The sequence below is a fragment of the Pseudomonas sp. GW821-FHT05H12 genome (assembly GCF_059419385.1).
In genome coordinates this window covers 32,342-57,182 of the sequence record NZ_JBWKRS010000018.1, presented here as the reverse complement: position 1 = coordinate 57,182, position 24,841 = coordinate 32,342, and the positions used below count along the sequence as shown (strand labels likewise).

Genomic DNA, 24,841 nt, shown 5'->3' with positions numbered 1-24,841 from the left:
GCGCGAGAGTCTACCAGCTTGCAAGCGCCAGCGTTATATCCGAACCTTCAGTGCATATAACATTTCGAGCGCTTTACGCGGCGTCAAGTCATCCAGGTCAAGCTTGGCCAACTCTTCCAGCACCGGGTGGGGCAGGCTGGCGAACATATCGCTCTGGTGCGGAGCGGCAGGTTTGCTAGGGGCCTTGGAAGGGCTTGCGACCACGGTTTCATGGGGCAGGGCTGTGGTTTCCAGGCGGCTGAGGTGCTCGCGGGCGCGCAGAATCACATCGTTCGGCACACCGGCCAATTGCGCCACGGCCAAGCCGTAACTCTGGCTGGCTGGCCCCGGCAGTACGTGGTGCAGGAACACGATGCGTTCGTTGTGCTCGGTGGCGTTCAGGTGCACGTTGGCCACCAGTGGCTCGCTTTCCGGCAGTACAGTCAGCTCGAAGTAGTGGGTGGCGAACAACGTATAGGCACGCAGGTGTGCCAATCGCTCCGCCGCCGCCCACGCCAGGGACAGGCCGTCGAAGGTGCTGGTGCCGCGCCCCACTTCGTCCATCAGCACCAGGCTGCGCTCGGTGGCGTTGTGCAGGATGTTGGCGGTTTCGCTCATTTCCACCATAAAGGTCGAACGGCCGCCGGCCAGGTCATCGCTGGAGCCGATCCGCGTGAAAATGCGGTCCACCAGGGACAATTCGCAACTGGCAGCCGGCACGAAGCTGCCGATATGTGCCAGCAACACGATCAACGCGGTCTGGCGCATGTAGGTGGATTTACCGCCCATGTTCGGACCGGTGATCACCAGCATGCGTGTATCGTCGTCCAGCGACAGGTCGTTGGCGACGAACGGCGTGGTCAACACCTGCTCCACCACCGGGTGACGCCCTTGCACGATGCGCATGCACGGCTCGCTCACAAAACGCGGGCAGTTCAGGTCAAGGTTCAGCGCACGTTCGGCCAGGTTGCTCAGCACATCCAATTCGGCCAATGCAGCGGCGGTGTCTTGCAACGGTGCCAGTTGGCTGATCAGGTCTTCCAACAGGTTCTCATACAGCATTTTTTCCCGAGCCAGGGCACGACTCTTGGCCGACAGTGCCTTGTCTTCGAACTCTTTCAGCTCAGGGGTGATAAAACGTTCGGCACCTTTAAGCGTTTGGCGACGTTGATAGTCGATCGGTGCTGATTCAGCCTGCTTGCTCGGCAATTCGATGAAGTAGCCGTGCACACGGTTGTAGCCGACTTTCAGGTTGGCCAGGCCGGTTCGGGCTTTTTCGCGGGCTTCCAGGTCGATCAGGAACTGCCCGGCGTTTTCGCTCAGGGCCTGCAGCTCATCCAGCTCGCTGTCGTAACCGGTCTTGAGTACGCCGCCGTCACGAATGATCGCCGGCGGGTTGTCGATGATGGCTTTTTCCAGCAGCGCCGCGAGTTCCGGGTAGGTGCTGGCGATCACGGCAAGTTGTTGCAGGTGCGGTGTGTCCAGTTCGGTCATCGCGGCCTGCAACTGCGGCAGGGCGCCGAGGGCATCGCGCAGGCGTGCCAGGTCGCGGGGGCGAGCGTTGCGCAGGCCGATCCGCGCCAGGATGCGCTCGATGTCGCCGATTTCCTTTAACTGCGGCTGCAGCTTCTCAAAACGGTATCCGTCCAGCAGGCAGGTAATAGACGACTGGCGCGCTTGCAGCACGCTCAAGTCCCGCAGTGGGCGGTTCAGCCAACGGGTCAGCAAGCGGCTGCCCATGGCGGTCTGGCAACGGTCGACCACCGATTGCAGGGTGTTATCGCGACCGCCGGCCAGGTTGGTGTCCAGCTCCAGGTTGCGACGGCTCGCACCATCCAGCACCACGGTGTCGTCGAGGCGCTCATGGCGCAGGCTGCGCAAGTGCGGCAGGGCGGTGCGCTGGGTTTCCTTGGCATAGCTGAGCAGGCAACCGGCAGCGCCGATGGCCAGGGTCAGGGTTTCACAACCGAAGCCTTTAAGGTCCTGCACAGAGAATTGCTGGCAGAGACTTTTCAGCGCCGAATCACGCTCGAAATCCCACGGCGCACGACGCTTGGTCCCACGGCGTTTTTCTGCCGGCAAGTCTTTTGGCCAATCATCCGGAATCAGCAACTCCACCGGATTGATGCGCTCCAGCTCCGCCAGCAGGTTCTCCCAGCCCTTGATCTCCAGCACGCTGAAGTTGCCACTGGTGATATCCAGCACCGACAGGCCGAACAGGCGCTCATCCCCCAGCACCGCGGCGATCAGGTTGTCGCGACGCTCATCCAGCAGCGCCTCATCACTCACCGTCCCCGGCGTAATAATGCGCACCACCTGACGTTCCACCGGCCCCTTGCTCGTTGCGGGGTCGCCGATCTGCTCACAAATCACCACCGACTCGCCCAGCTTCACCAGCTTGACCAGGTAGCCTTCCAGCGAGTGATAAGGAATGCCACACATCGGAATCGACTGCCCCGCCGACTGCCCGCGCGCGGTCAGGGTGATGTCCAGCAACTTGGCGGCCTTCTTCGCGTCTTCATAGAAGATCTCGTAGAAGTCGCCCATGCGATAGAACATCAACTGATCAGGGTGCTGGTTCTTGAGGCGCCAGTACTGCTGCATCATCGGGGTGTGGGAGGACAGATCTGAAGTGGCTTTACTCATTGGGTCGTAGGCAAATTCGTTGAAAGGAGTGGGGCAAAGGTGGGGCATTCGGCCCTGCGATTTTGCGATGGCGGCAAGGTTAACACGCGAGGTCGTGGCTACGCAGTTCGCAAACGGATAGGTATCCCGGCAAGGTAAATGCATGAAATATGCAAATTTGCATTTGCCAACCTCTAAATCCCCCGTCATCATCCCCGTTATGCAAAAACGCAACGTTTCAACCGTATTAAGAGAACTGCTGGACCGCGACCGGATCTCCCCCACGGAGCTTCACCGGCGTACCGGCGTGCCTCAATCCACGCTGTCACGGATCCTCAGCGGCAAGATCGTGGATCCGTCGGACAAGCATATTTCCCGCATCGCCGAGTACTTTCGCGTGAGCACCGATCAACTGCGCGGGCGCGTGGCGGTGGGCGTTTCGCGGGAGGAGGGGCGTGACCCAATGCATTCCGAACTCAAGGACATAAGCCTGTGGGACGACGACACGCCCGTTAATGATGACGAGGTGTCGATCCCCTTTTTGCGCGAGGTTGAATTGGCTGCTGGATCAGGAAGATTCGTCATCGAGGAAAGCGAGAAAGCCAGCCTGCGGTTTGGCAAGCGCAGCCTTCGCCACAACGGTGTGCAGTTCGACCAGGCCAAGTGCGTGACAGTACGTGGCAACAGCATGTTGCCGGTACTGCGTGACGGCGCCACCGTTGGGGTGAATGCGGGCAAGAGCGGCATCGGCGACATTGTCGATGGCGACTTGTATGCCATCAATCACAATGGTCAGTTGCGCGTGAAACAGCTCTACCGCCTGCCTTCCGGGATTCGCCTGCGCAGTTTCAATCGCGATGAGCACCCGGACGAAGACTACAGCTTCCAGGATATCCAGGATGAGCAGATCAGCATCCTCGGCCATGTATTCTGGTGGGGCATGTACGCCCGATAACCTTCCTCCGTAAGAAAAAGCCCGCCCACGAGCGGGCTTTTTTTCGTCTGCAAAAAACCACCAATCCCGCTGCCCACAAGGCTGAAAATGCATTCGTGCATTTCATCAGGAAAAATAAATGCATTTGTGCATTGACTGTATATGCATACATGCATATTCTTCATCTCAAGCCAGCCAATAAGGCCTGGTGGAGGCGGCAAGGATGCTGCCAAGGAAGACAAGGAAGGCACGCAACACCGGCATGGACGCCATCGAAGCGATGGCAGGGATGCCAGGCAACACCGGCAAGGATGCCGACGCTCTTTAGTTTCACCACCGCTTCAAGAACAGGCAGCGATGAACCGGCCTCATAACGGTTCAGAGGGTTGGCAACTGGCCCGGGTGTGCAGCGTAAAGCACCAGAAGCAGTTATCCGGCAGACAGGGATCGTGGTCGGAAAAACATCGAGGAAAGGTCCGTACCGCGCCAGTAGCGCCGAAAGACCGAGGACATCATTACTGAAAAGCCTGGGCGACCGGGCTTTTTGGAATGCCTACCACTGTATGGATTTACCAAGGAAGCCGGCACGTTGCCGGCAGTGCTCAGCCAGGAGGCGTGACATGACAAACGAGCAGCAAGCGTTAGCGGAAATGCCGATCTGGCTGGTGATCGCACTGGCCCTGATCGGCGGGGTGTCCGGCGAAATGTGGCGCGCCGACAAAGAGGGCGCCCGTGGCTGGTCGCTAATACGGCGCCTGGCCCTGCGGTCCGGGGCGTGCATGGTCTGCGGGGTTTCGGCGTTGATGCTGTGCTACGCCGCCGGCATGTCGATCTGGACCGCGGGTGCCATTGGTTGCCTCACCGCCATGGCCGGCGCGGACGTCGCCATCGGCCTTTATGAACGCTGGGCGGCCAAGCGCATCGGGGTCAACGAGACCCCGACGTCTCGCCCGGATCAGCCGTAACCCGCTGCAAGGACGCGACCCAATGACACTTATTGAAAAACCTTCCCGGCTTCCCGAAGCCATTGGGCTGGCGTTGAAGAACGCTTTCCCACAGCTGAGCTTGGGAACACACCTGGACGCTCAAGGCCCCGGCGTCTTGATCAGCATTGAACGCAATGGGCCTGGTTTTCGCTCCATGGACGGGCGCAAGGCTCATGCCCTCACGGTTTTGCTCAAGGTCAATGTACCTGCCGGCTCAGCCCCTTTCGACGCCTGCGATCTGGCCAGCCAAGTGATGGACCTGGCCCTGGATAATCGCTGGGGCCTGCCGCCAGACCAATGCGACTTGCCCACCAACATTGTCGCGGCGCCGTCGACTTCATCCATTGCAGAAACGGACTACGACACCTGGACCGTGTCCTTCACCCAAACCCTCTACCTCGGCCCGTCGCTGCTCGAAGACCCCACCGGCACACCGCTGTTTGCCCGCACCTGGGAAGTCTCGAACATCGATGATCCTGACCAATATCGCCCCCTGCAGGAGTAGTCCATGTTCGATGCATTGCTACGCATGCAACTGGGGCCGATCGTCGAGCGCCTGGCTGAAATGGAAGCCCAACTCGAAGACCTCTACCGTCGCGCCGAAAGCTTCTGCCGCATCGGTGTGTGCCAGGAAGTGGACGCTGTCAGCAATACCTGCAAGGTCAGCCACGGCGAGTTGCTTACCCCGGCCATCCGGTTCTTCAACCCCAGCGCGGGGGCGCAGACCGAAACCCGCATTCCGTCAGTCGGCGAGCAATGCCTGTTGCTTAACTATGGCGGTGGGGAAGGGGGCTCGCAGTCGGTGGCTTTGTTCGGCCTCAACAGTAGTCTGTTTCCGCCTGTCTCCAGTGTTGCTTCGCTAACACGCCGCCGCCATCAGGACGGCACCCAAAGCGATTACGACGATGCCAGCCACACCTTCAATTGGGTCAATGGCCCCACCACACTCAGCGGCTCCCGCGAACAGGTCGAGGTCAAGGTCGGTGCCGCCAGCCTGACGATGACGGCCCAGAGCATCACCCTGCAACTCGGCGCCAGCGGCGTGTTGCTGGATGCGGCCGGCGTGCATTTGAGCGGCCCGGTGGTGGATCACCAAGGCCGAGTGATCAGCAGCGCATAAGGATTTGCCATGATCGGAATCGATAGGAACACCGGGGCAGCCGTCGATGACTGGCTGCAATTTGTGCAGCGTGCCACCCGAGCGCTGACCACCCCTGTGGGCACGCGTCAGAAGCGGCCGTTGTACGGCTCGCTCATCCCCCAACTGCTCGGCCAGAACCTGGGCGACGATTTGCTGCTTCTCGCCCAGAGCCACGCGGCTCAAGCGTTTTACAACACCCAGAACGGCATTGCTGATTTTCAACCCCAGGTCATTGTCGCCACCCGCCAGGGCGCAGGTTTGTTGCTGCGTTTTGCCGGCACCTGGAAAAACCGCCAACAATCCTTCGAGGTCGTCACATGAGTATGTTGATCCCTGGCCAGAACCAACTGGCAGAACCGGCGATCATCGCTGTCGATGAATTCGAACCTTTATTGGCCGAGTTCAAAGCCTTCGTCGTCGATTACGTCGCCACCCGTGCGCCGCAAAGCGCGGCCAAACTCAAGGTCAGCCTCGACAACGAAAGCGAGCTGCTGACCCTGGCCCTGGAAGCCTTTTGCGTGCGCCTGCAAACCCATGAACGCAAATACAACGCCCGCATCAAGCAGATGCTGGCGTGGTGGGCCACTGGTAGCAACCTGGATGCCCGCCTGGCCGACATGGGCCTGGAGCGCCAGGTACTCGACCCCGGCGACCCGGCCGCATTCCCGCCGGTGCCGCCGATTCTGGAAAGCGACGACGACGCCCGCTTGCGTTATTACCTGGCGCCCCATGCGCCGGCAGCGGGCTCGCGTATGCAGTATCGCCGTGAAGTCTTCACCCTCGGTGAACGGCCGTCGGTGAAGGTGCAGAGCGCCTCGCCGGGTGTGGTCACCGTCAGCTACACCTTCGAACCGGATGGTTACGCGGCTCAGGTCAAGGACGGCAATGGCAGGCGCACCGCCCCCGGCGAGGTGATGGTCACTGTGCTTTCACGGGACGGCGATGGCAGCGCTTCTGCCGATTTGCTTGACGGTGTACGGCGACATTTCGCACGGCCCGATGTGCGACCGGAGACCGATCGGGTCACCGTTCAGGGCGCGCAGATTCAACGTTACAAAATTCGCGTGGTGGCCATGATCAACGCCGGCCCCGATTCGGGATTGACCCAAGTCGCTGCGCAAAAACTGCTGCAAACCTACGCCGACTCTTGCCACCGCCTGGAGGGCCGTGTGGACCCAAGCTGGATCGACTACGCCATCCACAGCGCCGGTGCCGCCCAACTGCAGATTCTCGAACCTCTGGAACCGATCATCAGCAGCGCGTTCCAGGCCCCCTATTGCACGGGTGTCGAGGTGGAGGTGCGCACGCTATGAGCGAGCCTAAAGCGAGCCTGTTGCCCGCCAACAGCTCACCGCTGGAAAAGGCGCTGGACCTGGGCTTTGGCCAGTTGCTGGAGCGAGTGACTCCACCGTTCCCGCAATTGATGGACCCGGATCGCACGCCGGCGGCGTTCCTGCCCTACCTGGCGGCAGACCGCGCGGTGAACGAATGGAGTTCCACGGCCCCCGAGGCCGAGAAACGCCTGACCGTCAAACTCGCCTGGCCCACTGCTCGCCAGGCTGGCACGCGACAGGCTTTGGAAAACGCGGCCAAAGGTCTGCAACTCACTCCCGAAGTGCGCGCCTGGTACGAGCAAACACCGCCCGGCGTGCCCTACAGCTTTTCCGTACGGGCCTACACCGAGTTGCCCTACAGCGAAATCATCGACGCCCGACTCGACCGCCGCCTGGCTGACGCCAAGAGCGAGCGCGACATTTTGTCGATCTCCGTAGGCCTGAGTGCTTCGGGCCGTCACTCCATCGGCGCCGCCACCTTGTGCGGCGAACTGACCACGATCTACCCCAGCGTGCTGGCAGGAGTCGAGGCCACGGGCCGCGCCTTTATGGCGGCCGGGCTCTACACCGTCGAAACCACCACCCTTTATCCACAGGAGCACTAAATGGCTGACTATTACACCCTGCTCACGAATGCGGGGATCGCCTACGAAACCGCCTGCAAGGCGGCGGGCGTGCCGATCAAACTGGCGCAGATCTCCGTCGGCGACGGCAACGGCGCCGTCTACAACCCGGATGCCAACGCAAAAGCGCTGAAACGCGAAGTCTGGCGCGGGCCGTTGAATGCGTTGTTCCAGGACGAAAAAAACGCCAACTGGCTGATGGCCGAAGTCACCATTCCGTCGGATGTGGGCGGCTGGTATGTGCGCGAGGCCGGGCTGTGGACAGACACCGGGATTTTGTACGCCATCGTGAAATACCCGGAGTCGTACAAGCCGGTGTTGGCCACGTCGGGCTCGGGGAAAGAGTTTTACATTCGCTCGATTTTTGAGACGAGCAATGCCTCGATTGTGACGTTGTTGATTGATGACACGGTGGTGAAGGCGACTCGGGCGTGGGTGATGGATTACCTGAAGCAGGGGACGTATTCCAAGGCTGAGATTGAGGCGCTGATTGCTCAATCTTCGGCGCTGCCCGTGGGTTCGATGGTGGCGTTTCCGGTGGATAAGGTACCGGTTGGGTTCCTGGAAATTGACGGCAGTGTGAAGAGCGCTGCGGCGTACCCGGATTTGGCGAAGTTCCTGGGGACTGCGTTCAATAAGGGCGATGAGGGGGTTGGGAATTTCCGACTGCCGGAGTCGCGTGGGGAGTTTTTGCGTGGGTGGGATCATGGGCGGGGTGTTGACCTAGGCCGTGGCATCGGTAGTTGGCGCGCGGACTCTTTTCAAGGTCATGGTCATGAATTGCGTGGTAGAGCGGGCGTTATCAGTGAAACGTCGAACGGGCCATTCGTATCAAACAAAGTAGGTGATACGGTTCTTGGCCCTACAGTTGTCACCCCTATTAATGATGGCGTGAACGGCGATCCCCGTATCGCGAGTGAAACACGCCCGCGCAGTATTGCCGTGATGTACTGCATCAAGGCTTGGAACGCTCCGATCAATCAGGGAAGCATCGATGTCGCCGCACTTGTCAGTGAACTCGATACGTTGAAATCCGCCGTTCCCGTAGGTTCGATTGTTCCATTCCCCAAAGCTGCCGTACCGCCTGGCTACCTGGAGCTTGACGGCAGCGTAAAGAGCATTGCGACCTACCCGGACCTGGCTGCATACCTAGGCACTACGTTCAACACCGGGAGCGAACCCGCAGGGTATTTCCGCTTGCCTGAGTCGCGCGGAGAGTTCCTCCGAGGCTGGGATCATGGCCGAGGCGTGGATACCGGACGGGAGCTTGGAAGCGCACAGAAGGGCAGCCTTCAGACTGTGGATTCAACCATCACCACCGTCACGGTTACCGGGCTGTACAACGCAACGGTAACGCCGGAATCGAACGCTCGTGCTGCATACGGGTTGGATATCGGTAACGCAGGGGATTATCCCGGTGCCGCATATGGTGGCGTTAGCGGTAGCGGCGGCACGATGGCTGCCGAAGGTAACAATTTTGGGGTTACACGGCCTCGAAACCTGGCTGTCATGTGGTGCATCAAGGCCTGGAACGCCCCTGTCAATCAAGGAGCCATCGACGTCGCGGTACTCGCCTCCCAGGCAACCGAGGTCAACCAAGGAACCGCAAGGGTTGCGACCCAGCCTCAAACTGAGGCTGGCGTTGACGACGCGACAATCGTGACCCCGAAGAAAATGCGCTTTGGCTTTGCAATGAACTTCACTGCAGCCAGCGGATACGTCCTGTTTCCAACGTGGCTCGGTGGCCTGCTCCTCCAATACGGACGCGCGTCTCTGGCGGCAGATCAGTTCACCACCCTGACCTGGCCTCTTGCCTGGCCTGATGCGTGCTATGCCATCTCTGGCGCGGTGCATTCTTCACTTGCCCGTGTCGACGACGGCATCTCCGCGCAGTACCGAAACCTCACCAAAACCACGGTGATCCTTGATCGTCAAGACATCGGTACGGCAGTTGCTAATAACCGGGATATGTTCGTCATCGGAATCGGAAAATAACCATGAGCATTTTTTATTGCGCAGAAACGGGTGGTTTTTATCTGCCCGGCATGCAGCCATCTGACATTGACTGCCAGGAGATCACCAAGGCCCGCCACGCTGAACTTCGCGCCGAAAACGCGGCCGGGAAGATCATTGCTGCTGATGATCAAGGCTTCCCGGTCACGGTCGATCCGCCCGGACTCACCTCTGAGCAATTGGCGACCAAGGAGCGCTCATGGCGGGACCGCCAACTGGCGACCGCTACCGGACTACGAGATCGGCATCGCGATCAGTTGGAATTGGCCTCTCCAACCACGTTGGTTCCAGAGCAATTCACTGAGTTGTTGAATTACCTGCAGCAGTTACGTGACTGGCCACAGTCTGCGAATTTTCCTACGGTTGAAAACCGTCCGAAGCCACCGAGCTGGCTGGTCGAACGAACCGAGTAGATACCGACTTATTACCCAAAACCGCAGCGAGCGGTTTTTTTTCGCCTGGAGATCCTACCCATGCCCACCCGCCAAACCTACACCGTCCTAACCCCATTCCCCATCGGCGCCGGCCATTGGTCCACCGTCGGCCAGGAACTGGAGTTGCTGGACGTCGAAGCATCCGCCCTGCGCACCGCTGGCCGTCTGGAATTGACCAGCGTCCTCAACGCCACCCCGGCCAAAAAGGCCACCACCAAGAAGGCTGACTAATCATGGCTGAGGTTTTGAACTTCGAGCACAACGGCATCACCGTGAATGCCACCGAATCCCCCGAGGCCATGGGTGGCCTCGGTGATAACGTGATCGGCCTGGTCGGCACTGCGCCGAAGGCCCATGCGTCGATCCCGAAGAATGCGCCGTTCCGCATCAATAGCTTCACCACCCAGGCGCTGCTGGACCCGACCGGCACTGAGTCGGGCACGCTGTTCCACGCTGTTTACCAGATCCTCAAAGTGGTCAAGGTGCCGGTCTACGTGGTGATCGTCGAAGAGGGCACGACCCCGGCTGACACGATCAACAACGTGATCGGCGGCGACGAGCCGGTCACCGGTCGCAAGCTGGGCCTGGCGGCATTGGCCAGCGTGCCGGAAGACCTGACCATCATCGGCGCCCCGGGCTTCACCGGCACCAAGGCTGTGGCCGGTGAGTTCGCCGCCTTCGGCAAGCGCATCAAGGCCCGCGTGGTGCTGGACGGCAAAGACGCCAGCGTTGCCGATCAAGTGACCTACAGCGGTGAACTGGGCGGTGCCGACCTCGGCTTCGACCGTTGCCTGCTGGTGCACAACATGCCGTCGGTGTACTCCAAGGCAGCGAAGAAGAACGTGTTCCTGTCGCCATCGTCCCTGGCCATCGCCGCACTGGCCAAGGTCAAGCAGTGGGAAAGCCCGGGCAACCAGGTGACGTTCGCCGAGGACGTATCCCGCGTGGTCGAGTACAACATCCTCGACACTTCCACCGAAGGCGACCTGCTCAACCGCTACGGCGTGAGCTACTACGCCCGGACCATCCTTGGCGGTTTTTCGCTGCTGGGCAACCGCTCCATCACCGGCAAGTTCATCAGCTACGTCGGCCTGGAAGATGCCATCAGCCGCAAGCTGGTCAAGGCCGGCCAGAAAGCCATGGCCAAGAACCTCACCAAGTCCTTCATGGACCAGGAGGTCAAGCGCATCAACGACTGGCTGCAAACCCTGGTCGCCGACGAAACCATCCCCGGCGGCAGCGTGTACCTGCACCCGGAACTCAACAGTGTCGAGAAATACAAGAACGGCACCTGGTACATCGTCATCGACTACGGCCGCTACGCGCCGAACGAACACATGATTTATCAACTCAATGCCCGCGATGAAATCATCGAGCAGTTCCTGGAGGACGTTCTCTAATGTTTACCAACCGTGTAAGACAGGCCATTGCGGCCACCCTGCAAGGCCTGCCGTTGTCCGCGACGGTGGAGGAGTTCACCCCGCCGAAGATCGAGTTCGACATGGAGTCCATGTCCGGCGGGCGTTTCATCGCTGAGGAAATGGCCAAGAGTGGCAAGGTGCTGGGCGCCACGCTGGTGCTGCAAGGCGCGGGCCCGGAAGTGATGCTGGCCCTGGGTGTGCGCCTGGGTGACGACATCCTGTTGAACGTGCGTGAAGCCGGCCAGGACCAGGACGGCAAGACCTATTTCACCTACCACACCGTCGGCGGCAAGCTCAAATCCCTCACGGAAGCGAAGCTGAAGATGGGCGAAAAGGCCCTCACCACGCTGGAGCTGTCCTGCCGCACCTACAACCGCCAGGAAAACGGCATCCCGGTGATCGACATCGACGTGCGTACCCAGAAGTTCGTGCTCAACGGCGTCGACATCCTAGGTGACGCCCGCCGCGCCGTGCTCATGCCTTAAACCCGGCACACCCCCCTGTAGGAGCTGGCTTGCCAGCGATCGCATCACCTCGGTACATCCGAAAACCCGAGTCGCCTGCATCGCCGGCAAGCCGGCTCCTACAGGTACCGTTTTTACATAAAGGAATTGCCCCATGGCCTGGATGCCACCGCTGCACCGCCTGCTCTCGCCGATCACCGCTGACACCGGCGCGACGATCGAGCAGGTCCAGCTCAAGCCGCTGTACTACGCCGCGCAAAAAGACGCGTTGGCCCGGGCCGGTGATGACGAGGACGACCAGTTCTTCGAACTGGCGAAGCTCGCCACCGGCCTGTCGGAAAAAGAACTCGACCAGCTCAAGCGCCCGGACTACGTGACCATCGCCCAATACGTACACGAGATGTCGACCCGCCCTGCGGCGTTCTTCCTCGGCGAACCGGAAGAGTCCTCCTCCCACGAACAGGTCAAGCTGCTGCTGCCCCTGGACGCAGCGGGTCGTACCCACACCGAACTCTCCCTGGAAATGCCGGCCCTGCGTGCTACCAAGGTGATGAAAAAACTCACCACCAACAAAGAGCGCGCCGAGTTCATCACTGCTCACTGCACCGGCCTGATGATCCCCGACCTCGCCCAGTTGACCGTGCCCGACTGGACCGAACTGCAGGAGCGCATCGACGATTTTTTAAATCAACCGGCGGCCTTCTTTCGCAACGCGACATCGACGTAATCCTCGATGTGGTGCCGCTGGTTTACTCGGTAACCGAAGCGGAGATCCTGGAATGGGATGCCGCAAAAGCATTGCGCCGCTACGACATCGCGATGACTCGCCTTGGCGTTAAACAGGAGTAGAGCGGTATGCAAATCAATTATTCGCTGGCGTCGGCCGGGCTGATGTACAGCGCGAGTGTCATGGATGACGCACCACCCCAGCAGCAAAGTCTCACAGGGCCTTCATCTCTGGATGCCGCGCAACTGCCGTTCTCGAGCCTGAGCCTTGCGCTGGCCAACGCCAGTATTGTGATCGATCGCTTGGCAGTGGAGCAGGTGCTGCTCAGGGGAACGCTTGAAACGTTCAATGCCTCGTTACTCAAGCTGAATGATCTGCGGCAGACGACCGATGGCAGCCCCGCTGAGAAAAAGGCCTCCACGGAGCCGGAATCTACACAAGCTAGGCGTCAAGCGTATGAGGCGAGTACCACGCGCCTTTCCACTGCTGTCGATAAAGCACAGGCGCCGGTGGTGGATACTTCGTTGATGATCCTGACCGAGGTGATCGATGGTTTGACTGCACTGGCTGGGGTTTTGCCCAAAACCACTGCCGCGATCAGCTTGGCCGGTGCAGCGTTGGCGCCTCTTGTTTCTGGCGTTTTCGGTGCTGTCACGGACAAGGTTTACGAAAAAGTTGCCGAGAAGGTGCTGGGCGGTGGTGCCTCATCGGCGAGCCCCGGGGCGGCAGGCAAAACGGCTGAAAACAAGCCGGGTGATAACAAAGGCGCCTCGATAGCGCCGGGCCGCCGGGGCTTGTTCGGTAAGGTGGCCAGGGTTGGGAGTGCAGTGAGTAAAGCTGCATTGCCGCTACTGCTGGTCAGCGCAAGTGCTGATATTGGCCGTGGGCTTGCGTCAGGTGACATGAAAACTGTCGGTGCCGGTGTGGCCTCAGCGGGCGGTGCCGTGGCAGGCGGTTACACGGGCAGTGCTGTTGGTTCAGTCGTTGGGGCAAGGATTGGCGGGCTCGCCGGTGCTGCCCTCGGTTCAATCATTCCCGGTGCCGGGACATTACTAGGTGGGGTGTTGGGCAGTGTGCTGGGCAACGCAGTGGGTAAGACTGTTGGTGGCGCCGTCGGCAATTTTGTTGGCAGTGACCTCGGCGTATGGCTGAGCGAAAAATTTATCGGCACACCCGATCGGCTGCCCACGCCTGCGGACGTCAGCAAAGGTCTCAATGGCGCGCAAACCAACAGCGGCGCAATCAATTTCGCGCCCCAGATCACGATCAACGCGCCTGAACAGGCCAGCCACCAAGAACTCGCCACCCTGGTGGTTCAGCAGATCGAAGCGCAGTTCAACCCGCTGTCGATGAGTGATCTGTTAGGTACGCGCAGCGGTGCTGCCATGAACGATGTGAGGGTCTGATGCGACAACAAATGGTGTTAGGCAATTTTATTTTCGGACTCTCCCGCGAGTTTTCCTATGACACGCTCACGCGCAATTCTGATGGCGGCTGGACCAGCCTGGAGATCATTGCCAGCAAACCCCAAACGCGGCAATCCGGGCAAAAGGCTGAAACCCTGACCTTCACTGGCAAAGCCATGTACGGCACCGGCATGCAGCGCCTGGATGAGTTGCGGGCGTTGCAAAACGAACGCCGGCCATTGCCCTTGGTTGATGGTATTGGCCGTAACTGGGGCCTGTGGCGTATCAATACGATTGCAGAAAACCAGAGCGCCGTGATCGATGACGGCACGGCCATGCTCATCGGCTGGACACTCACGTTAGAGGAGTTCGTCAATGCGTAGAGCACGAAGTATTGCCGGTGATTCGGTCAACCTGTTGCTCTATCGGGAGCTGGGTCGTTGTGACGATACGGCTGAAGAGCTCCTCTGGCGCTTGAACCCCGACCTTGCGGAGCAAGGCCCGGTATTGCCGGCGGGCGTCTGGATAAGCGTGCCCGAAGTGCCGCCGCAGCCGGCCGCTGCGCGCCCTGTTACTGCCTGGGATTAAGGAGGCGACATGCCCTTTGGATTTACGCCGAGCGTGGAGTTTTACGGCGCCAATGCGGCGCTGCTCAATCAACGGGTGATGAGCTGGACCCATACCGATGCGGCCGGTATCGAGTCTGACCGCTTGGAACTGACGATCAACATCGAGGGGCTGGACGGGTTGCCGAGCCTGGGTGGCAAAATCGGCCTGCGGGTCGGCTACCAGGAATCCGGGTTGGTGGAGAAGGGCGAGTTTGTGGTCACCCAGCGCACGCCGGTGCTGTTTCCCATGCGCCTGCACATCGTGGCCTCTGCCGCGCCATTCAGTGTGTTGGATGCCAGTGGCTATCGCCAGCGACGCTCTGTCAGCCATGGCCCTACGACGTTGGGCGCGCTGTTTCGTCAACTGGCAACGCGTCATGGCTATTCACCTCGCGTTGCGCCCGCCCTGGAAGGTATTTCGATCCCTCATATCGACCAGTCCAACGAGACTGACATGGGCTTTATCACACGGCTCGCGAGTCGTTACAACGCCGTGTGCAAGCCGATCAACGAGTTGTATGTGCTGGCTCAAAGCGGGCAAGTCAAGTCGCTGTCTGGTCAGCAGTTGCCCGATGTCAGCCTGTCGGTGACCCAAGACAATCGGCCGGGAAGCCAGGCGTTTACCACGGCCAAGATCGACGAAAAGGCCCGGTCAAAATACCAGGGGTGCCGGGTCAACTGGTGGGATGGCGCCGCCTGTAAGCAGCGGGTGGTACAGGTAGGTATCGCTCCTTTCAAGACCCTGCGCCAACGCTATCAGAACGAAGCGGAAGCACGAGCGGTGGCCGAAGGCGAATTGCGCCGAGTAGGCCAGCAAGGGCTGACGATGGCCATCGATTGTCCCGGCAATCCGCTGCTGTCTGCCGAAGGCCTGGTGCTGCTGGATGAGTCCTGGCCGGTGTATATGCGAGGGCGCTGGTCAATCGACAAGGTGGTCCATAGCAGTGACGCAAAGGGCTACCGAAGCACGATCACCGCCAGTGGCCTGGCGCTTTAGTTGGTATTGGTGTCGCCCCCAAGGCCCGCTCACGAGCGGGCTTTTTATTGCCTGGAAAGTCCCATGAAAATCACGCCCTTACTCACCCACCTGCACGACCACTGCCCCAGCCTCACCCCGCATCTTCATGCCGGCCTCGACCTCGAAAGCCTGCAAGCGCTGGTCGGCACGCCGGCAGCGGTGGTGACCCCTATCGCCGATGCAGCTGCCCCCAGCCATTCACAGAACACCCTGCGCCAAGTGATTCGCGAGCGTTTTGGCGTGGTGCTGGTGATCGACCTGGTGGACGGCCAACAGGCCCAGGCGATGGACCAACTGCATACCCTGCGCGCCGAAGTCTGGCGCGCGCTGGTGGGGTTCAAACCGGAACGTTTCTACGAGCCCATCCGGTATGACGGCGGCCACTGGCTGCTGTTGAACAAGACGCGGGGCCTGTATCGCCTGCGTTTTTCTGCCGGGTTCCAGCTCGGCCGTAACCTCAGCACGCAGCCGGCGGAAACCTGGCACGAGCTTGAGCTGGACGCTTTGCCGTCCTTCAACGGGGCCACGGTGCGGGTCGATGCGATTGACCCGGCCGACCCCAACCTGCAACGCCCAGGCCCCGACGGGCGCCTGGAACTGACGTTTTCTGCCGAGGTAACACCATGAGCACACGTATCACCGTACTGCCGGTTGCCGGCCGTGCCGTACCCGACCCGCAGGCTGGCGACTTGTTGCCGGCCGAGGGTCGTGAAGTCCCGGACAACGCCTGGTGGCGTCGACGTCTGGCTGATGGCGACATCATCACCAAAGCCGCCAAGGCGGCAAAACCAAAGGGAGCCAAATAATGGCGATTGGATTCAGTCAAATTCCAGCGGACATTCGTGTGCCGCTGTTCTACGCCGAGATGGACAATTCGGCAGCCAACAGTGCCCGCTCGGCCTTGCGCCGGTTGATCGTGGGCCAGGTCAACGACAACGTGACCAGCGCCGAAGTCGGCAGCCTGGTGCTGGTGTCCAGCGCGGCGATGGCTAAGCGTATTGGCGGCTCGGGCTCGATGCTGGCGGCGATGTACGAGACCTTTCGCAAAAGCGATCCGGTGGGAGAGATCTGGTGCCTGCCCCTGCACAGCACGGAAGGCAGCGTGGCCAAGGCCGAGCTCAAGCTCGCCGGCACCGCCACCCAGGGCGGCGTGCTCAACCTGTATGTCGGCGGTGTGCGCGTGCAGGCCAGCGTCATCAATGGGGCGACCGCCGCCGTCGCGGCCAGTGCGCTGGCGGTGAAAATCAACGCCAGTAACGACCTGCCGGTGACAGCGGTCGCCGTGGACGGCACCGTCGCACTGGCGGCGAAATGGACTGGCGACAGCGGCAACGACATCAGCCTGCAACTCAACCGCCTGGGCCAGAGCAATGGGGAGCAGATCCCCGACGGCTTGACGGCGACCCTGGGCAAAATGGCGACGGGCACCGGTGTACCTGATCAACTGGCGGCGCTGGCAGCCCTGGGCGATGAACCGTTTGAATTCATCTGCATGCCGTGGGCTGACACCGCCAGCCTGAATGCCTGGCAGGCGGTGATGGATGACAACACGGGTCGCTGGTCCTGGGCCAAGCAACTGTTCGGTCACGTGTACACCGCCAAGCGCGGCACGGTCGGCACGCTGGTAGCGGCTGGCCAGGCCCGCAACGATCAGCACGTGACCCTCCAGGCCATGGAGCCGGGTGTGCCGCAACCGGTCTGGGTACAAGCCGCCGCCCTGGCCGCACGCACCGCAGTGTTTATCTCGGCAGACGCCAGCCGCCCGACCCAGAGCGGTAGCCTGCCTGGCCTTGATCCGGCCGCTGCGAGCGAGCGTTTCACCCTGACCGAGCGTCAGTCGCTGCTCAACTACGGCATCGCCACCGCCTACTACGAAGGCGGTTATGTGCGTATCCAGCGGGCAATCACCACCTACCAGAAGAACGCGTTCGGTCAGGCCGACAACTCCTACCTGGACAGCGAGACCCTGCACCAGTCGGCCTTTATCGTGCGCCGCCTGCAAAGCGTGATCACCAGCAAATACGGGCGCCACAAACTGGCCAGCGACGGCACGCGGTTCGGTGCCGGCCAGCCGATCGTGACCCCGAGCACGATCCGCGGTGAGTTGATCGCCCAGTACGCCAAGCTGGAGCTGGAAGGTCATGTGGAGAACGCCGAGCTGTTCGCCGAACACCTGATCGTGGAGCGCGACAGCCAGGATCCGAGCCGGGTCAACGTGCTGTTCCCGCCGGACTACATCAATGGGCTGCGGGTGTTTGCGCTGCTCAACCAATTCCGCTTGCAGTACGACGCGGCGCTCTAAGCCCCGCGCTTTTCGCAACTGATTCCAGCCCGCCGCGTGCGGGCTTATTTTTGGGAGAAACATCATGGGTCAACTGATTGCGGGCACCTGCTACGTCAAAGTGGACGGCGCTCAACTGACCATCAGCGGCGGCTGTGAAGCACCGCTGTTGAGCATCAAGCGGGAAACCGTGGTACCGGGTTTCTACAAGGAAACCGACATCGCCCCCTCGTTCAAGGTCAGTGCATTGCACACGCCGGACTTCCCGTTGAAGCAACTGGTCGCCGGTACCGACATGACCGTCACCTGCGAATTCAGCAACGGCAAAGTCTACGTGCTGGCCGGCGCCTACCTGGTGGAGGAGCCGGTGGCCAAGGGCGACGACGCAGTGATCGAGCTGAAATTCGAAGGCATCAAGGGGACCTGGCAATGACTGACACGGTAACCCTGCAAGTGGCCATCGAGGCCCACGGCGAGCCCCTGCGTGAACTCACTCTGCGCCGCCCGACGGTGCAGGAAGTGCGGGCGATCAAGGCGCTGCCGTACAAGATCGACAAGGGCGAGGACGTCAGCCTGGACCTCGACGTGGCGGCCAAATACATCGCCGTGTGCGCCGGCATCCCGCCATCGTCGGTCAACCAGTTGGATCTGGTGGACTTCAACACCCTGAGCTGGGCGGTCGCCGGTTTTTTCATGAGTGCGGCGCAGGCACCGTCGCCGAGCTGATTGCGGTGGCCTATGACCTGGCCTGGTTCTGGAAGGTTGACCCCGAACAGATGCTGGCCAGGCCTTTGGATGTGCTCCGGGAATGCCTGGAGCATGCGCAACGAATCAACGCGACGCAGCAGGTGCAGTGATGGCCAAATCTCGCAAGAAAAAAACCAAGGCGGTGCGCCTGACCGGTGTTGATGAACTGTCGCCCAAACTCGCCGGGCTGCGTGCCACCGTAGAGCGCTTCAAGCAGAACCTGACGAAAAGCGGGCTGGGTAGCCTGGATGTGTCCGGGTTGGTCAAGGGTGGCGGGTTGGCGGCCCCCTTTGTCAGCGGCATCAAGTCGGCAGTGGCGTTCAAGGAACAAGTGGCCTCGGTCAGTTCCAAGGCCAAGGCCACCGTGCTGCCGAGTGTGCCGCAAGTGGCTGCGCAGAACCTCAAGGATTTCAGCGCGTCGATGGACAAGGTTTCGGTGACCATTGGCACGGCGTTATTGCCGGCGGTGGGGGCGGTCACGGTTGGGCTGGAGCCGTTGCTTGGCAAGGTCACGCAGGTGCTGACTGACAACCCGCAACTGGTGCAGGGTCTGGCAGCCGGTGCCGCGGCGTTTTCCGTGGTTCAGGCGGCGGTCACCGGGGCCTCTAAAGCCCTGGCCTTCATGAACCTGGTGCTGGCGGCCAACCCCATTGCGCTGGTTGCCGTGGCCTTTGCGGTGGCGGCCGGCCTGATTGTCGCCAACTGGACACCGATCTCGGCGTTCTTCTCCAACCTGTGGGGCAGCTTGCAGGCGGCAGCGATGCCCGCCGTCGAGTTCTTCCAGACGATATTCAGCCAATCGCCGCTGGAAACGCTCGCCCAAGTCTGGGAACCGGTGCTGGGGTGGTTTTCGGCGCTCTGGGAAAAGCTCAAGGCGATCCTCGAGCCGATCCGACAAGCCTTTTCGCAAACCCTGGGCAGTTGGATGGCGCTGTTCACGGGCGGTGACGTGCAGGTCACGCACAACGCTGCGCGGCCGGGGCTGGCGGGTGAGCAGGGCGCTTCGTTGCTGCCGCCGGCTGCGGTGGCGATGACGTCGTCGAGCCGGGTATCCAACAGCCATTCGCTGACCTCAACGCACTTGGCATCGACCTCCCATTCGTTGCTGCAGCAGAGCGCCGCGAATAACCGTACCCAACTCAACGGCGACCTGCGGGTGAGCTTCGACAATGCGCCGGCGGGCCTGCGGGTCAGCCCGCCGCAGACCAATCAACCGGGCTTGAGCGTGACGCCGCGCGTCGGCTACCGCTCGCTGTCCCTTGGAGGCTCCAATGAGCTGGCGTGATCGTTTGTTGCCGGCGTCGTTTCGCGGCGTCGGGTTTTGGGTCGACCAGGCGAAAACCCCGGTCGGCAAGAAGGGCCAGTTGCACGAATACCCCCAGCGCGACGAACCGTTTTTCGAGCGCCTGGGGCAGCAGTCGCGGGTGCATGAACTGACCGCGTTTGTGGTGGGTGAGGATTGCCTGGAGCAGCGCGACAAGCTGCTCAAGGCGCTGGAAGAAGGCGCGGGTGAACTGGTACACCCGTGGCTGGGACGCTTGCAGGTCAAGGTGGGCGAGTGCGAGATGACCCAGACCCGACAGGATGGCGGGCTGGTGACGTTTGCACTGAAGTTCTACCCCGACGCGCCCCTCAAGTTTCCCACCGCTGCCGTGAATACCCGCCAGCAATTGCTGGTGTCGGCCGACAGCCTGTTGGGTTCAGCCATGCTGCGTTTTGAGCAGGCGACGGCGCTTGTTCAGCAGGCGCGTGTCGGCATACAAGCGCTGCGCAATGGCTTGGCCGATGTCTACCAGGTGATCGAGCATCAATTCGCGCCGCTGATCGAGCTGTACGGGGATGTGAATGCGCTGGTCAAAGGCATCAAGGAACTGCCTCGGGAACTGAGTGCCGAGTTCAAGGGCCTGCTCGGCGATGTGAAGGAGCTGGGCGAGTTTGCCCGCATTGGCTATCGCGGCATGCTGGCCAACGTTTCGCAGCAGGTGGAGGCAGCGCGGCGCATTGATGCGCCGAAACTGACCACCGGCAAGGACAGTGTTGCCGCCGTGCAAGCGACGGCCAACCTGGTGCAGGACGCGCTCTGGGTGCAAATAGCCCATTGGCTGGCGGACACCCCGGTCGCAACCAAGGCTGTCACCCTCACCACCACGCCGACACTGGCGCAACAGGCGACGCAACCGGTGCAACGCCGCGAAGTACCGGTGGCCGACGATGTGCTGGCGCTGCGTGATCAACTCAACGAAGCCCTGTGGCACGCCGCGCTCAAGGCCGATGCCGGGCATTACGTGGCGCTCAATGACCTGCGCCAGCAACTGTTTGCCCACCTCAACGCGGTGGCATCGTCCGGTGTGCGCCTGGTCAATCTCACGCCGATGCGCAGCATGCCGGCGCTGGTGCTGGCGTATCAGCGCTTCGGCGATGCCACCCGCGTGGGTGAAGTGGTGCAGCGCAACCGGGTGGCTCACCCGGGGTTCCTGCCACCGGCTGACCTGCAAGTGGTTCGGGAGTAAGCCATGAATGACCTGGACAATACCGTCACCTTGACCGTTGACGGCCTGGAGTACGGTGGCTGGAAAAGCGTGGAAATCACCGCGGACCTGGAGCGCCAGTTCCGCACCTTCAACCTGAGCATCACCTGGCAATGGCCGGGGCAAACCCTGGAGGTGCCGATCCAGCCCGGCGCACGTTGCCAGGTGCGCATCGGCTGCGACCTGGTGCTGAGCGGGTATGTGTTCAAGGCGCCGGTCACCTACGACGGCAACAGCATCAGCCTGGCCCTCGAGGGCAGTTCGCTGACCCAGGACCTGGTCGATTGCGCGGCCATCAACACGCCCGGCCAATGGCGCGGGCAAACCTTGCCGAGCATTGTTCGCGCCCTGGCCGCGCCTTATGGCATCGAGGTGCGCAGCGAAATCCCTGAAACCCCACGCCTGCATACCCACAGCGTGGTGCCCGGTGAGACGGTGTTTCAGTCTATTGATCGCTTGCTGACGTTGTACCGGCTGTTCTCCACCGATGACGAACAAGGCCGCCTGGTGCTGGCGCAACCGGGCAGCGGCGGACGCGCCAGTGACGCATTGGCGCTGGGCAAGAATATTCTCTCGGCCGATGCGCCCCGGGACTTTGGCGGTGTGTTTTCCGAATACCGGGTGATTGGTCAGCACAAGGGTGACGACCAGAAAAGTGCGGCGGCGATCAGCGAAGTGTATGGCGTTTCGGTGGACGACAAGGCCGCGCGCAAACGCATCACGGTCATCAGCGAAGCCACGCAGATCACCCCGGAAATGGCCCAGCAACGTGCGAACTGGGAGCGTGCCACGCGCACCGGAAAAGCCCTGACCACCACCTATCGGGTGCAGGGCTGGCGCCAATCCAACGGGGAACTCTGGCGACACAACCGACTGGTGCGCGTGATCGATCCGGTGCTGGGGTTCGACAGGGACCTGCTGATTTCAAAGGTCACTTACTCGCTGTCCGACAGCGGCTCGATCACCACCCTGCAGGTGGCGCCGCCTTCCACCTTCGACGCCAACCCGGCGCCACCTGCCTGACCTTCAAGGAACCTGTATGAGCCTACTGACACGCCTGCTGGCGCGCGGCACCGTCGTGCTCGCCCAGTCGGCTTCCAAGCTGCAAACCCTGCAGATGCGCCTGACCGCAGGCGAAGTGAATGACGACATGGAGCATTTCGAACCCTACGGTTTCACCAGCAACCCGCTGGCAGGTGCCGAGGGAATCGCCACCTTTCTCGGGGGGGATCGCTCCCATGCGGTGGTGCTGGTGGTGGCCGACCGTCGCTATCGCTTGCAGTCGCTGGCCGCGGGCGAAGTGGCGATCTACACCGACGAAGGTGATCGCATTCACTTCAAGCGTGGGCGGGTGATCGACATTGAGACCGGCACTTTGAATATCCGCGCGAGCACGGCGGTGAACATTGATACGCCGACGCTGACCCAGAGTGGGCAGATCGTTTCCAAGGGCGACCAGGTGGCGGGCGGTATCAGCCAGATCCAGCACCTGCATCCCGGCGTGCAACCCGGCAACGGCCAGACCGGTGCGCCGGTAGGAGGGCCGTGATGTTTGTATCCGACACCTTGAAAAATGCCCTGACCCGGGCGGTGCTGATCAGCCTGTTCACCTGGCGCCGTGCGGCACCCGATGACCCGGTTGAAGACGACGAACGCTTCGGCTGGTGGGGCGACAGTTTCCCCAGTGTGGCCGATGACCGCATTGGCTCCAGGCTGTGGTTGCTCAGGCGGGTCAAGTTGACCCGCCAAACCCGTCTGGATGCTGAATTCTATGCCCGCGAGGCGCTGCAATGGCTGATCGACGACGGTCATTGCCGCGCCATTGAGGTCCTCAGCGAACGCATCGACGCCCAGCGCCTCAACCTGCGCACGCAATTGACCCTGGCCGACGGCGAGCGCCTGGACATCAACCCTGATAACAGTTGGCAGGTGATCTATGCCCTTTGAAACCCCTTCGCTGCCGGTGCTGATCAACCGCACCCAAAGCGACCTGGCCAGCGATTCGCTGCGCCAGTCCGATGCCCAGGTGTTGGCGCGCACCCTCAGCGGTGCCGCGTTTGGCCTGTATGGCTACCTCGATTGGATCGCCGAGCAGATCCTGCCGGACACCGCCGACGAAGCGACCCTGGAGCGCATGGCCGTACTGCGTTTGAGCCAGCCACGCAAGGCTGCGACGGCCGCCAGCGGCAGCGTGAGCTTTACCGCCGCGGCCGGTGCGGTGCTGGACGTGGGCCGCGTATTGCAAGCCAGCGACGGGCGCGGTTACGTCGTGACGGCTGCGGTGACGACCCAGGCCGGGCTCAACACCACCACCGTGCAGGCGGTGGACGCGGGCCTTCTTGGCAACGCTGACGCCGGGTTGAACCTGGTGGCGGTGCAGCCGCTGCAAGGCATTGGCTCGACCTTCACCGTGCTGGCGCCGGGGCTGACCGGCGGTGTTGCACGGGAAAGCCTGGAGGCGCTGCGCACTCGGGTGATTCGTTCCTACCGCGTGATTCCCCAAGGGGGCTCGGCCCAGGACTACGAGACCTGGGCGCTGGAAGTGCCCGGCGTCACCCGAGCCTGGTGCCAAGGCAATTATTTGGGACCGGGCACGGTAGGTGTCTTCGTGATGCGTGATGACGATGCGCAGCCCATCCCCAATGCAGCCCAACTGGCAGCGGTACAGGCCCATATCGAACCCCTGCGCCCGGTGACGGCAGATGTGTATGTGCTGGCGCCGGTGATGAAACCGGTGAGCTACCAACTGCGGCTGACCCCGGACACGACGGCGGTGCGCGCGGCGGTGGAAGCCCAGTTGCGCGACCTGCACAGCCGCGAGGCGGGGTTGGGCGACACCCTGTTGCTCAGCCACATCGCAGAAGCCATCAGCAGCGCGACCGGCGAGACCGATCATCGACTGGCGAGCCCCGTGGCGGATGTGACCGCTGCCAATAACCAACTGCTGGTGTTTGGAGGTATCACATGGGTGGGATGAGAACGGCGGAACAGTATCGGCAGCAACTGGTCGACCTGCTGCCCAGCGGCCCGGCCTGGGACCTGGAGACGGTGCCGCAACTGGGCCAGGTGCTCAGCGGGCTTGCCGAGGAGTTGGCCCGCGTCGACGCCCGTGCCTGGGCCCTGCAAAACGAAATGGACCCGGCCAACGTCAGCGAACTGGTGCCCGAATGGGAACAGGTGATGCAACTGCCTGACCCGTGCCTGGGCCTCAGCCCGCTCTACGACGACCGACGCCTGGCAGTACGTCGACGCTTGCTGGCCGTGGGCAACCAGCGTGCCGCGTACTACATCGACATCGCCCGCAGTCAGGGCTACCCCGACGCCAGCGTCACCGAACTGCGCGCACCGCGCATGGGCCACGCCCGCTTTGGCGCCGCGTGCTTCGGCACCTGGCGCGCTCACTTCATGTGGACCCTTAACACGGGCGGGCGACAACACCTGGGCCGTCGGTTCGGCGCGAGCTATTGGGGCGAACGCTTCGGCGCCGACCCGGGCAGTGCCCTGGAATGCCTGATCCATCGCAGCGCACCTGCACACACGCAGGTGAACATTAATTATGACTAGGGGATAAA

30 protein-coding genes are annotated in these 24,841 nt (G+C 61.7%); 29 read left to right on the top strand and 1 reads right to left on the bottom strand.

The features are described from left to right. Positions 1-33: 33 nt before the first annotated feature. Positions 34-2,625 carry a DNA mismatch repair protein MutS gene (gene mutS / locus AC07SU_RS17405; RefSeq protein ID WP_494997720.1) on the bottom strand — a complete coding sequence of 864 codons (2,592 nt, stop codon included), beginning with the start codon at positions 2,623-2,625 and terminating at the stop codon, positions 34-36. Between the two features lie 199 nt (positions 2,626-2,824). On the opposite strand from mutS, the gene AC07SU_RS17400 reads away from it, so the two are divergent. The 29 genes from AC07SU_RS17400 (at position 2,825) to AC07SU_RS17260 (ending at position 24,833) form a co-directional block, all read left to right on the top strand. After that, the gene (locus AC07SU_RS17400; protein WP_259172023.1) at positions 2,825-3,559 is read left to right on the top strand and encodes a LexA family transcriptional regulator; all 735 of its coding nucleotides are present in this window, start codon (positions 2,825-2,827) and stop codon (positions 3,557-3,559) included. A gap of 599 nt (positions 3,560-4,158) precedes the next feature. After that, complete coding sequence (locus AC07SU_RS17395; protein WP_176994849.1) at positions 4,159-4,503, top strand: phage holin family protein; 345 nt, start codon at positions 4,159-4,161, stop codon at positions 4,501-4,503. Between the two features lie 22 nt (positions 4,504-4,525). Next, positions 4,526-5,029, top strand: a complete 504-nt coding sequence (locus tag AC07SU_RS17390) for a hypothetical protein (RefSeq protein WP_494997719.1) — start codon at positions 4,526-4,528, stop codon at positions 5,027-5,029. A gap of 3 nt (positions 5,030-5,032) precedes the next feature. After that, on the top strand, positions 5,033-5,644 hold the full coding sequence (locus AC07SU_RS17385) for a phage baseplate assembly protein V (protein ID WP_494997718.1): 612 nt from the start codon (positions 5,033-5,035) through the stop codon (positions 5,642-5,644). A gap of 9 nt (positions 5,645-5,653) precedes the next feature. Continuing rightward, a complete protein-coding gene (locus AC07SU_RS17380; RefSeq protein WP_176994846.1) occupies positions 5,654-5,986 on the top strand; it encodes a phage baseplate protein in 333 nt (110 codons plus the stop codon). Further along, positions 5,983-6,978, top strand: coding sequence for a baseplate J/gp47 family protein (locus AC07SU_RS17375; protein WP_494997717.1), 996 nt, complete (start codon positions 5,983-5,985; stop codon positions 6,976-6,978). The genes AC07SU_RS17380 and AC07SU_RS17375 overlap by 4 nt, the downstream gene beginning before the upstream one ends. Then, positions 6,975-7,604 carry a phage tail protein I gene (locus AC07SU_RS17370; protein WP_494997716.1) on the top strand — a complete coding sequence of 210 codons (630 nt, stop codon included), beginning with the start codon at positions 6,975-6,977 and terminating at the stop codon, positions 7,602-7,604. Before AC07SU_RS17375 ends, AC07SU_RS17370 begins: the two co-directional genes overlap by 4 nt. After that, positions 7,605-9,617, top strand: a complete 2,013-nt coding sequence (locus AC07SU_RS17365) for a phage tail-collar fiber domain-containing protein (protein ID WP_494997715.1) — start codon at positions 7,605-7,607, stop codon at positions 9,615-9,617. 2 nt (positions 9,618-9,619) lie between these two features. After that, positions 9,620-10,048 (top strand): phage tail assembly chaperone, encoded by a 429-nt coding sequence (locus AC07SU_RS17360; protein WP_494997714.1) that lies wholly within the window; start codon positions 9,620-9,622, stop codon positions 10,046-10,048. A gap of 60 nt (positions 10,049-10,108) precedes the next feature. Further along, entirely contained in the window at positions 10,109-10,300 is a 192-nt protein-coding gene (locus AC07SU_RS17355) for a hypothetical protein (RefSeq protein ID WP_176994841.1), read from the top strand. 2 nt (positions 10,301-10,302) lie between these two features. Beyond that, positions 10,303-11,469: a phage tail sheath protein gene (locus AC07SU_RS17350; protein ID WP_176994840.1), complete on the top strand. Its 1,167-nt coding sequence runs from the start codon at positions 10,303-10,305 to the stop codon at positions 11,467-11,469. Continuing rightward, entirely contained in the window at positions 11,469-11,975 is a 507-nt protein-coding gene (locus AC07SU_RS17345) for a phage major tail tube protein (RefSeq protein WP_494997713.1), read from the top strand. The genes AC07SU_RS17350 and AC07SU_RS17345 overlap by 1 nt, the downstream gene beginning before the upstream one ends. Before the next feature lie 133 nt (positions 11,976-12,108). Beyond that, the gene (locus AC07SU_RS17340) at positions 12,109-12,681 is read left to right on the top strand and encodes a phage tail assembly protein (RefSeq protein ID WP_494997712.1); all 573 of its coding nucleotides are present in this window, start codon (positions 12,109-12,111) and stop codon (positions 12,679-12,681) included. A 128-nt stretch (positions 12,682-12,809) separates the two neighbouring features. Then, complete coding sequence (locus AC07SU_RS17335; protein ID WP_256349796.1) at positions 12,810-14,087, top strand: hypothetical protein; 1,278 nt, start codon at positions 12,810-12,812, stop codon at positions 14,085-14,087. Then, positions 14,087-14,470, top strand: coding sequence for a phage tail protein (locus AC07SU_RS17330; RefSeq protein WP_494997711.1), 384 nt, complete (start codon positions 14,087-14,089; stop codon positions 14,468-14,470). Before AC07SU_RS17335 ends, AC07SU_RS17330 begins: the two co-directional genes overlap by 1 nt. Next, a complete protein-coding gene (locus AC07SU_RS17325; RefSeq protein ID WP_176994836.1) occupies positions 14,463-14,675 on the top strand; it encodes a tail protein X in 213 nt (70 codons plus the stop codon). The genes AC07SU_RS17330 and AC07SU_RS17325 overlap by 8 nt, the downstream gene beginning before the upstream one ends. A gap of 9 nt (positions 14,676-14,684) precedes the next feature. Then, positions 14,685-15,692 carry a phage late control D family protein gene (locus AC07SU_RS17320; protein ID WP_494997710.1) on the top strand — a complete coding sequence of 336 codons (1,008 nt, stop codon included), beginning with the start codon at positions 14,685-14,687 and terminating at the stop codon, positions 15,690-15,692. Positions 15,693-15,755: 63 nt separating this feature from the next. Further along, on the top strand, positions 15,756-16,340 hold the full coding sequence (locus AC07SU_RS17315; protein ID WP_176994834.1) for a phage tail terminator protein: 585 nt from the start codon (positions 15,756-15,758) through the stop codon (positions 16,338-16,340). Further along, positions 16,337-16,519: a DUF2635 domain-containing protein gene (locus AC07SU_RS17310; protein ID WP_176994833.1), complete on the top strand. Its 183-nt coding sequence runs from the start codon at positions 16,337-16,339 to the stop codon at positions 16,517-16,519. Before AC07SU_RS17315 ends, AC07SU_RS17310 begins: the two co-directional genes overlap by 4 nt. After that, positions 16,519-18,015, top strand: a complete 1,497-nt coding sequence (locus AC07SU_RS17305; protein WP_176994832.1) for a phage tail sheath subtilisin-like domain-containing protein — start codon at positions 16,519-16,521, stop codon at positions 18,013-18,015. The genes AC07SU_RS17310 and AC07SU_RS17305 overlap by 1 nt, the downstream gene beginning before the upstream one ends. Positions 18,016-18,079: 64 nt before the next feature. Next, entirely contained in the window at positions 18,080-18,427 is a 348-nt protein-coding gene (locus AC07SU_RS17300; protein ID WP_176994831.1) for a phage tail tube protein, read from the top strand. Then, positions 18,424-18,720: a phage tail assembly protein gene (locus tag AC07SU_RS17295; protein ID WP_176994830.1), complete on the top strand. Its 297-nt coding sequence runs from the start codon at positions 18,424-18,426 to the stop codon at positions 18,718-18,720. Before AC07SU_RS17300 ends, AC07SU_RS17295 begins: the two co-directional genes overlap by 4 nt. Before the next feature lie 130 nt (positions 18,721-18,850). Beyond that, positions 18,851-20,026 carry a phage tail tape measure protein gene (locus tag AC07SU_RS17290; protein WP_494997709.1) on the top strand — a complete coding sequence of 392 codons (1,176 nt, stop codon included), beginning with the start codon at positions 18,851-18,853 and terminating at the stop codon, positions 20,024-20,026. Next, the gene (locus AC07SU_RS17285; RefSeq protein WP_494997708.1) at positions 20,013-21,251 is read left to right on the top strand and encodes a DNA circularization protein; all 1,239 of its coding nucleotides are present in this window, start codon (positions 20,013-20,015) and stop codon (positions 21,249-21,251) included. Before AC07SU_RS17290 ends, AC07SU_RS17285 begins: the two co-directional genes overlap by 14 nt. Positions 21,252-21,254: 3 nt before the next feature. Then, positions 21,255-22,292 carry a phage baseplate assembly protein gene (locus AC07SU_RS17280; RefSeq protein ID WP_494997707.1) on the top strand — a complete coding sequence of 346 codons (1,038 nt, stop codon included), beginning with the start codon at positions 21,255-21,257 and terminating at the stop codon, positions 22,290-22,292. Between the two features lie 16 nt (positions 22,293-22,308). Continuing rightward, complete coding sequence (locus AC07SU_RS17275) at positions 22,309-22,818, top strand: phage baseplate assembly protein V (RefSeq protein WP_176994826.1); 510 nt, start codon at positions 22,309-22,311, stop codon at positions 22,816-22,818. Next, the gene (locus AC07SU_RS17270; RefSeq protein ID WP_176994825.1) at positions 22,818-23,216 is read left to right on the top strand and encodes a phage GP46 family protein; all 399 of its coding nucleotides are present in this window, start codon (positions 22,818-22,820) and stop codon (positions 23,214-23,216) included. The genes AC07SU_RS17275 and AC07SU_RS17270 overlap by 1 nt, the downstream gene beginning before the upstream one ends. Continuing rightward, positions 23,206-24,246: a baseplate J/gp47 family protein gene (locus AC07SU_RS17265; RefSeq protein ID WP_176994824.1), complete on the top strand. Its 1,041-nt coding sequence runs from the start codon at positions 23,206-23,208 to the stop codon at positions 24,244-24,246. Before AC07SU_RS17270 ends, AC07SU_RS17265 begins: the two co-directional genes overlap by 11 nt. Next, a complete protein-coding gene (locus AC07SU_RS17260) occupies positions 24,234-24,833 on the top strand; it encodes a YmfQ family protein (RefSeq protein WP_176994823.1) in 600 nt (199 codons plus the stop codon). Before AC07SU_RS17265 ends, AC07SU_RS17260 begins: the two co-directional genes overlap by 13 nt. Positions 24,834-24,841: the final 8 nt, after the last annotated feature.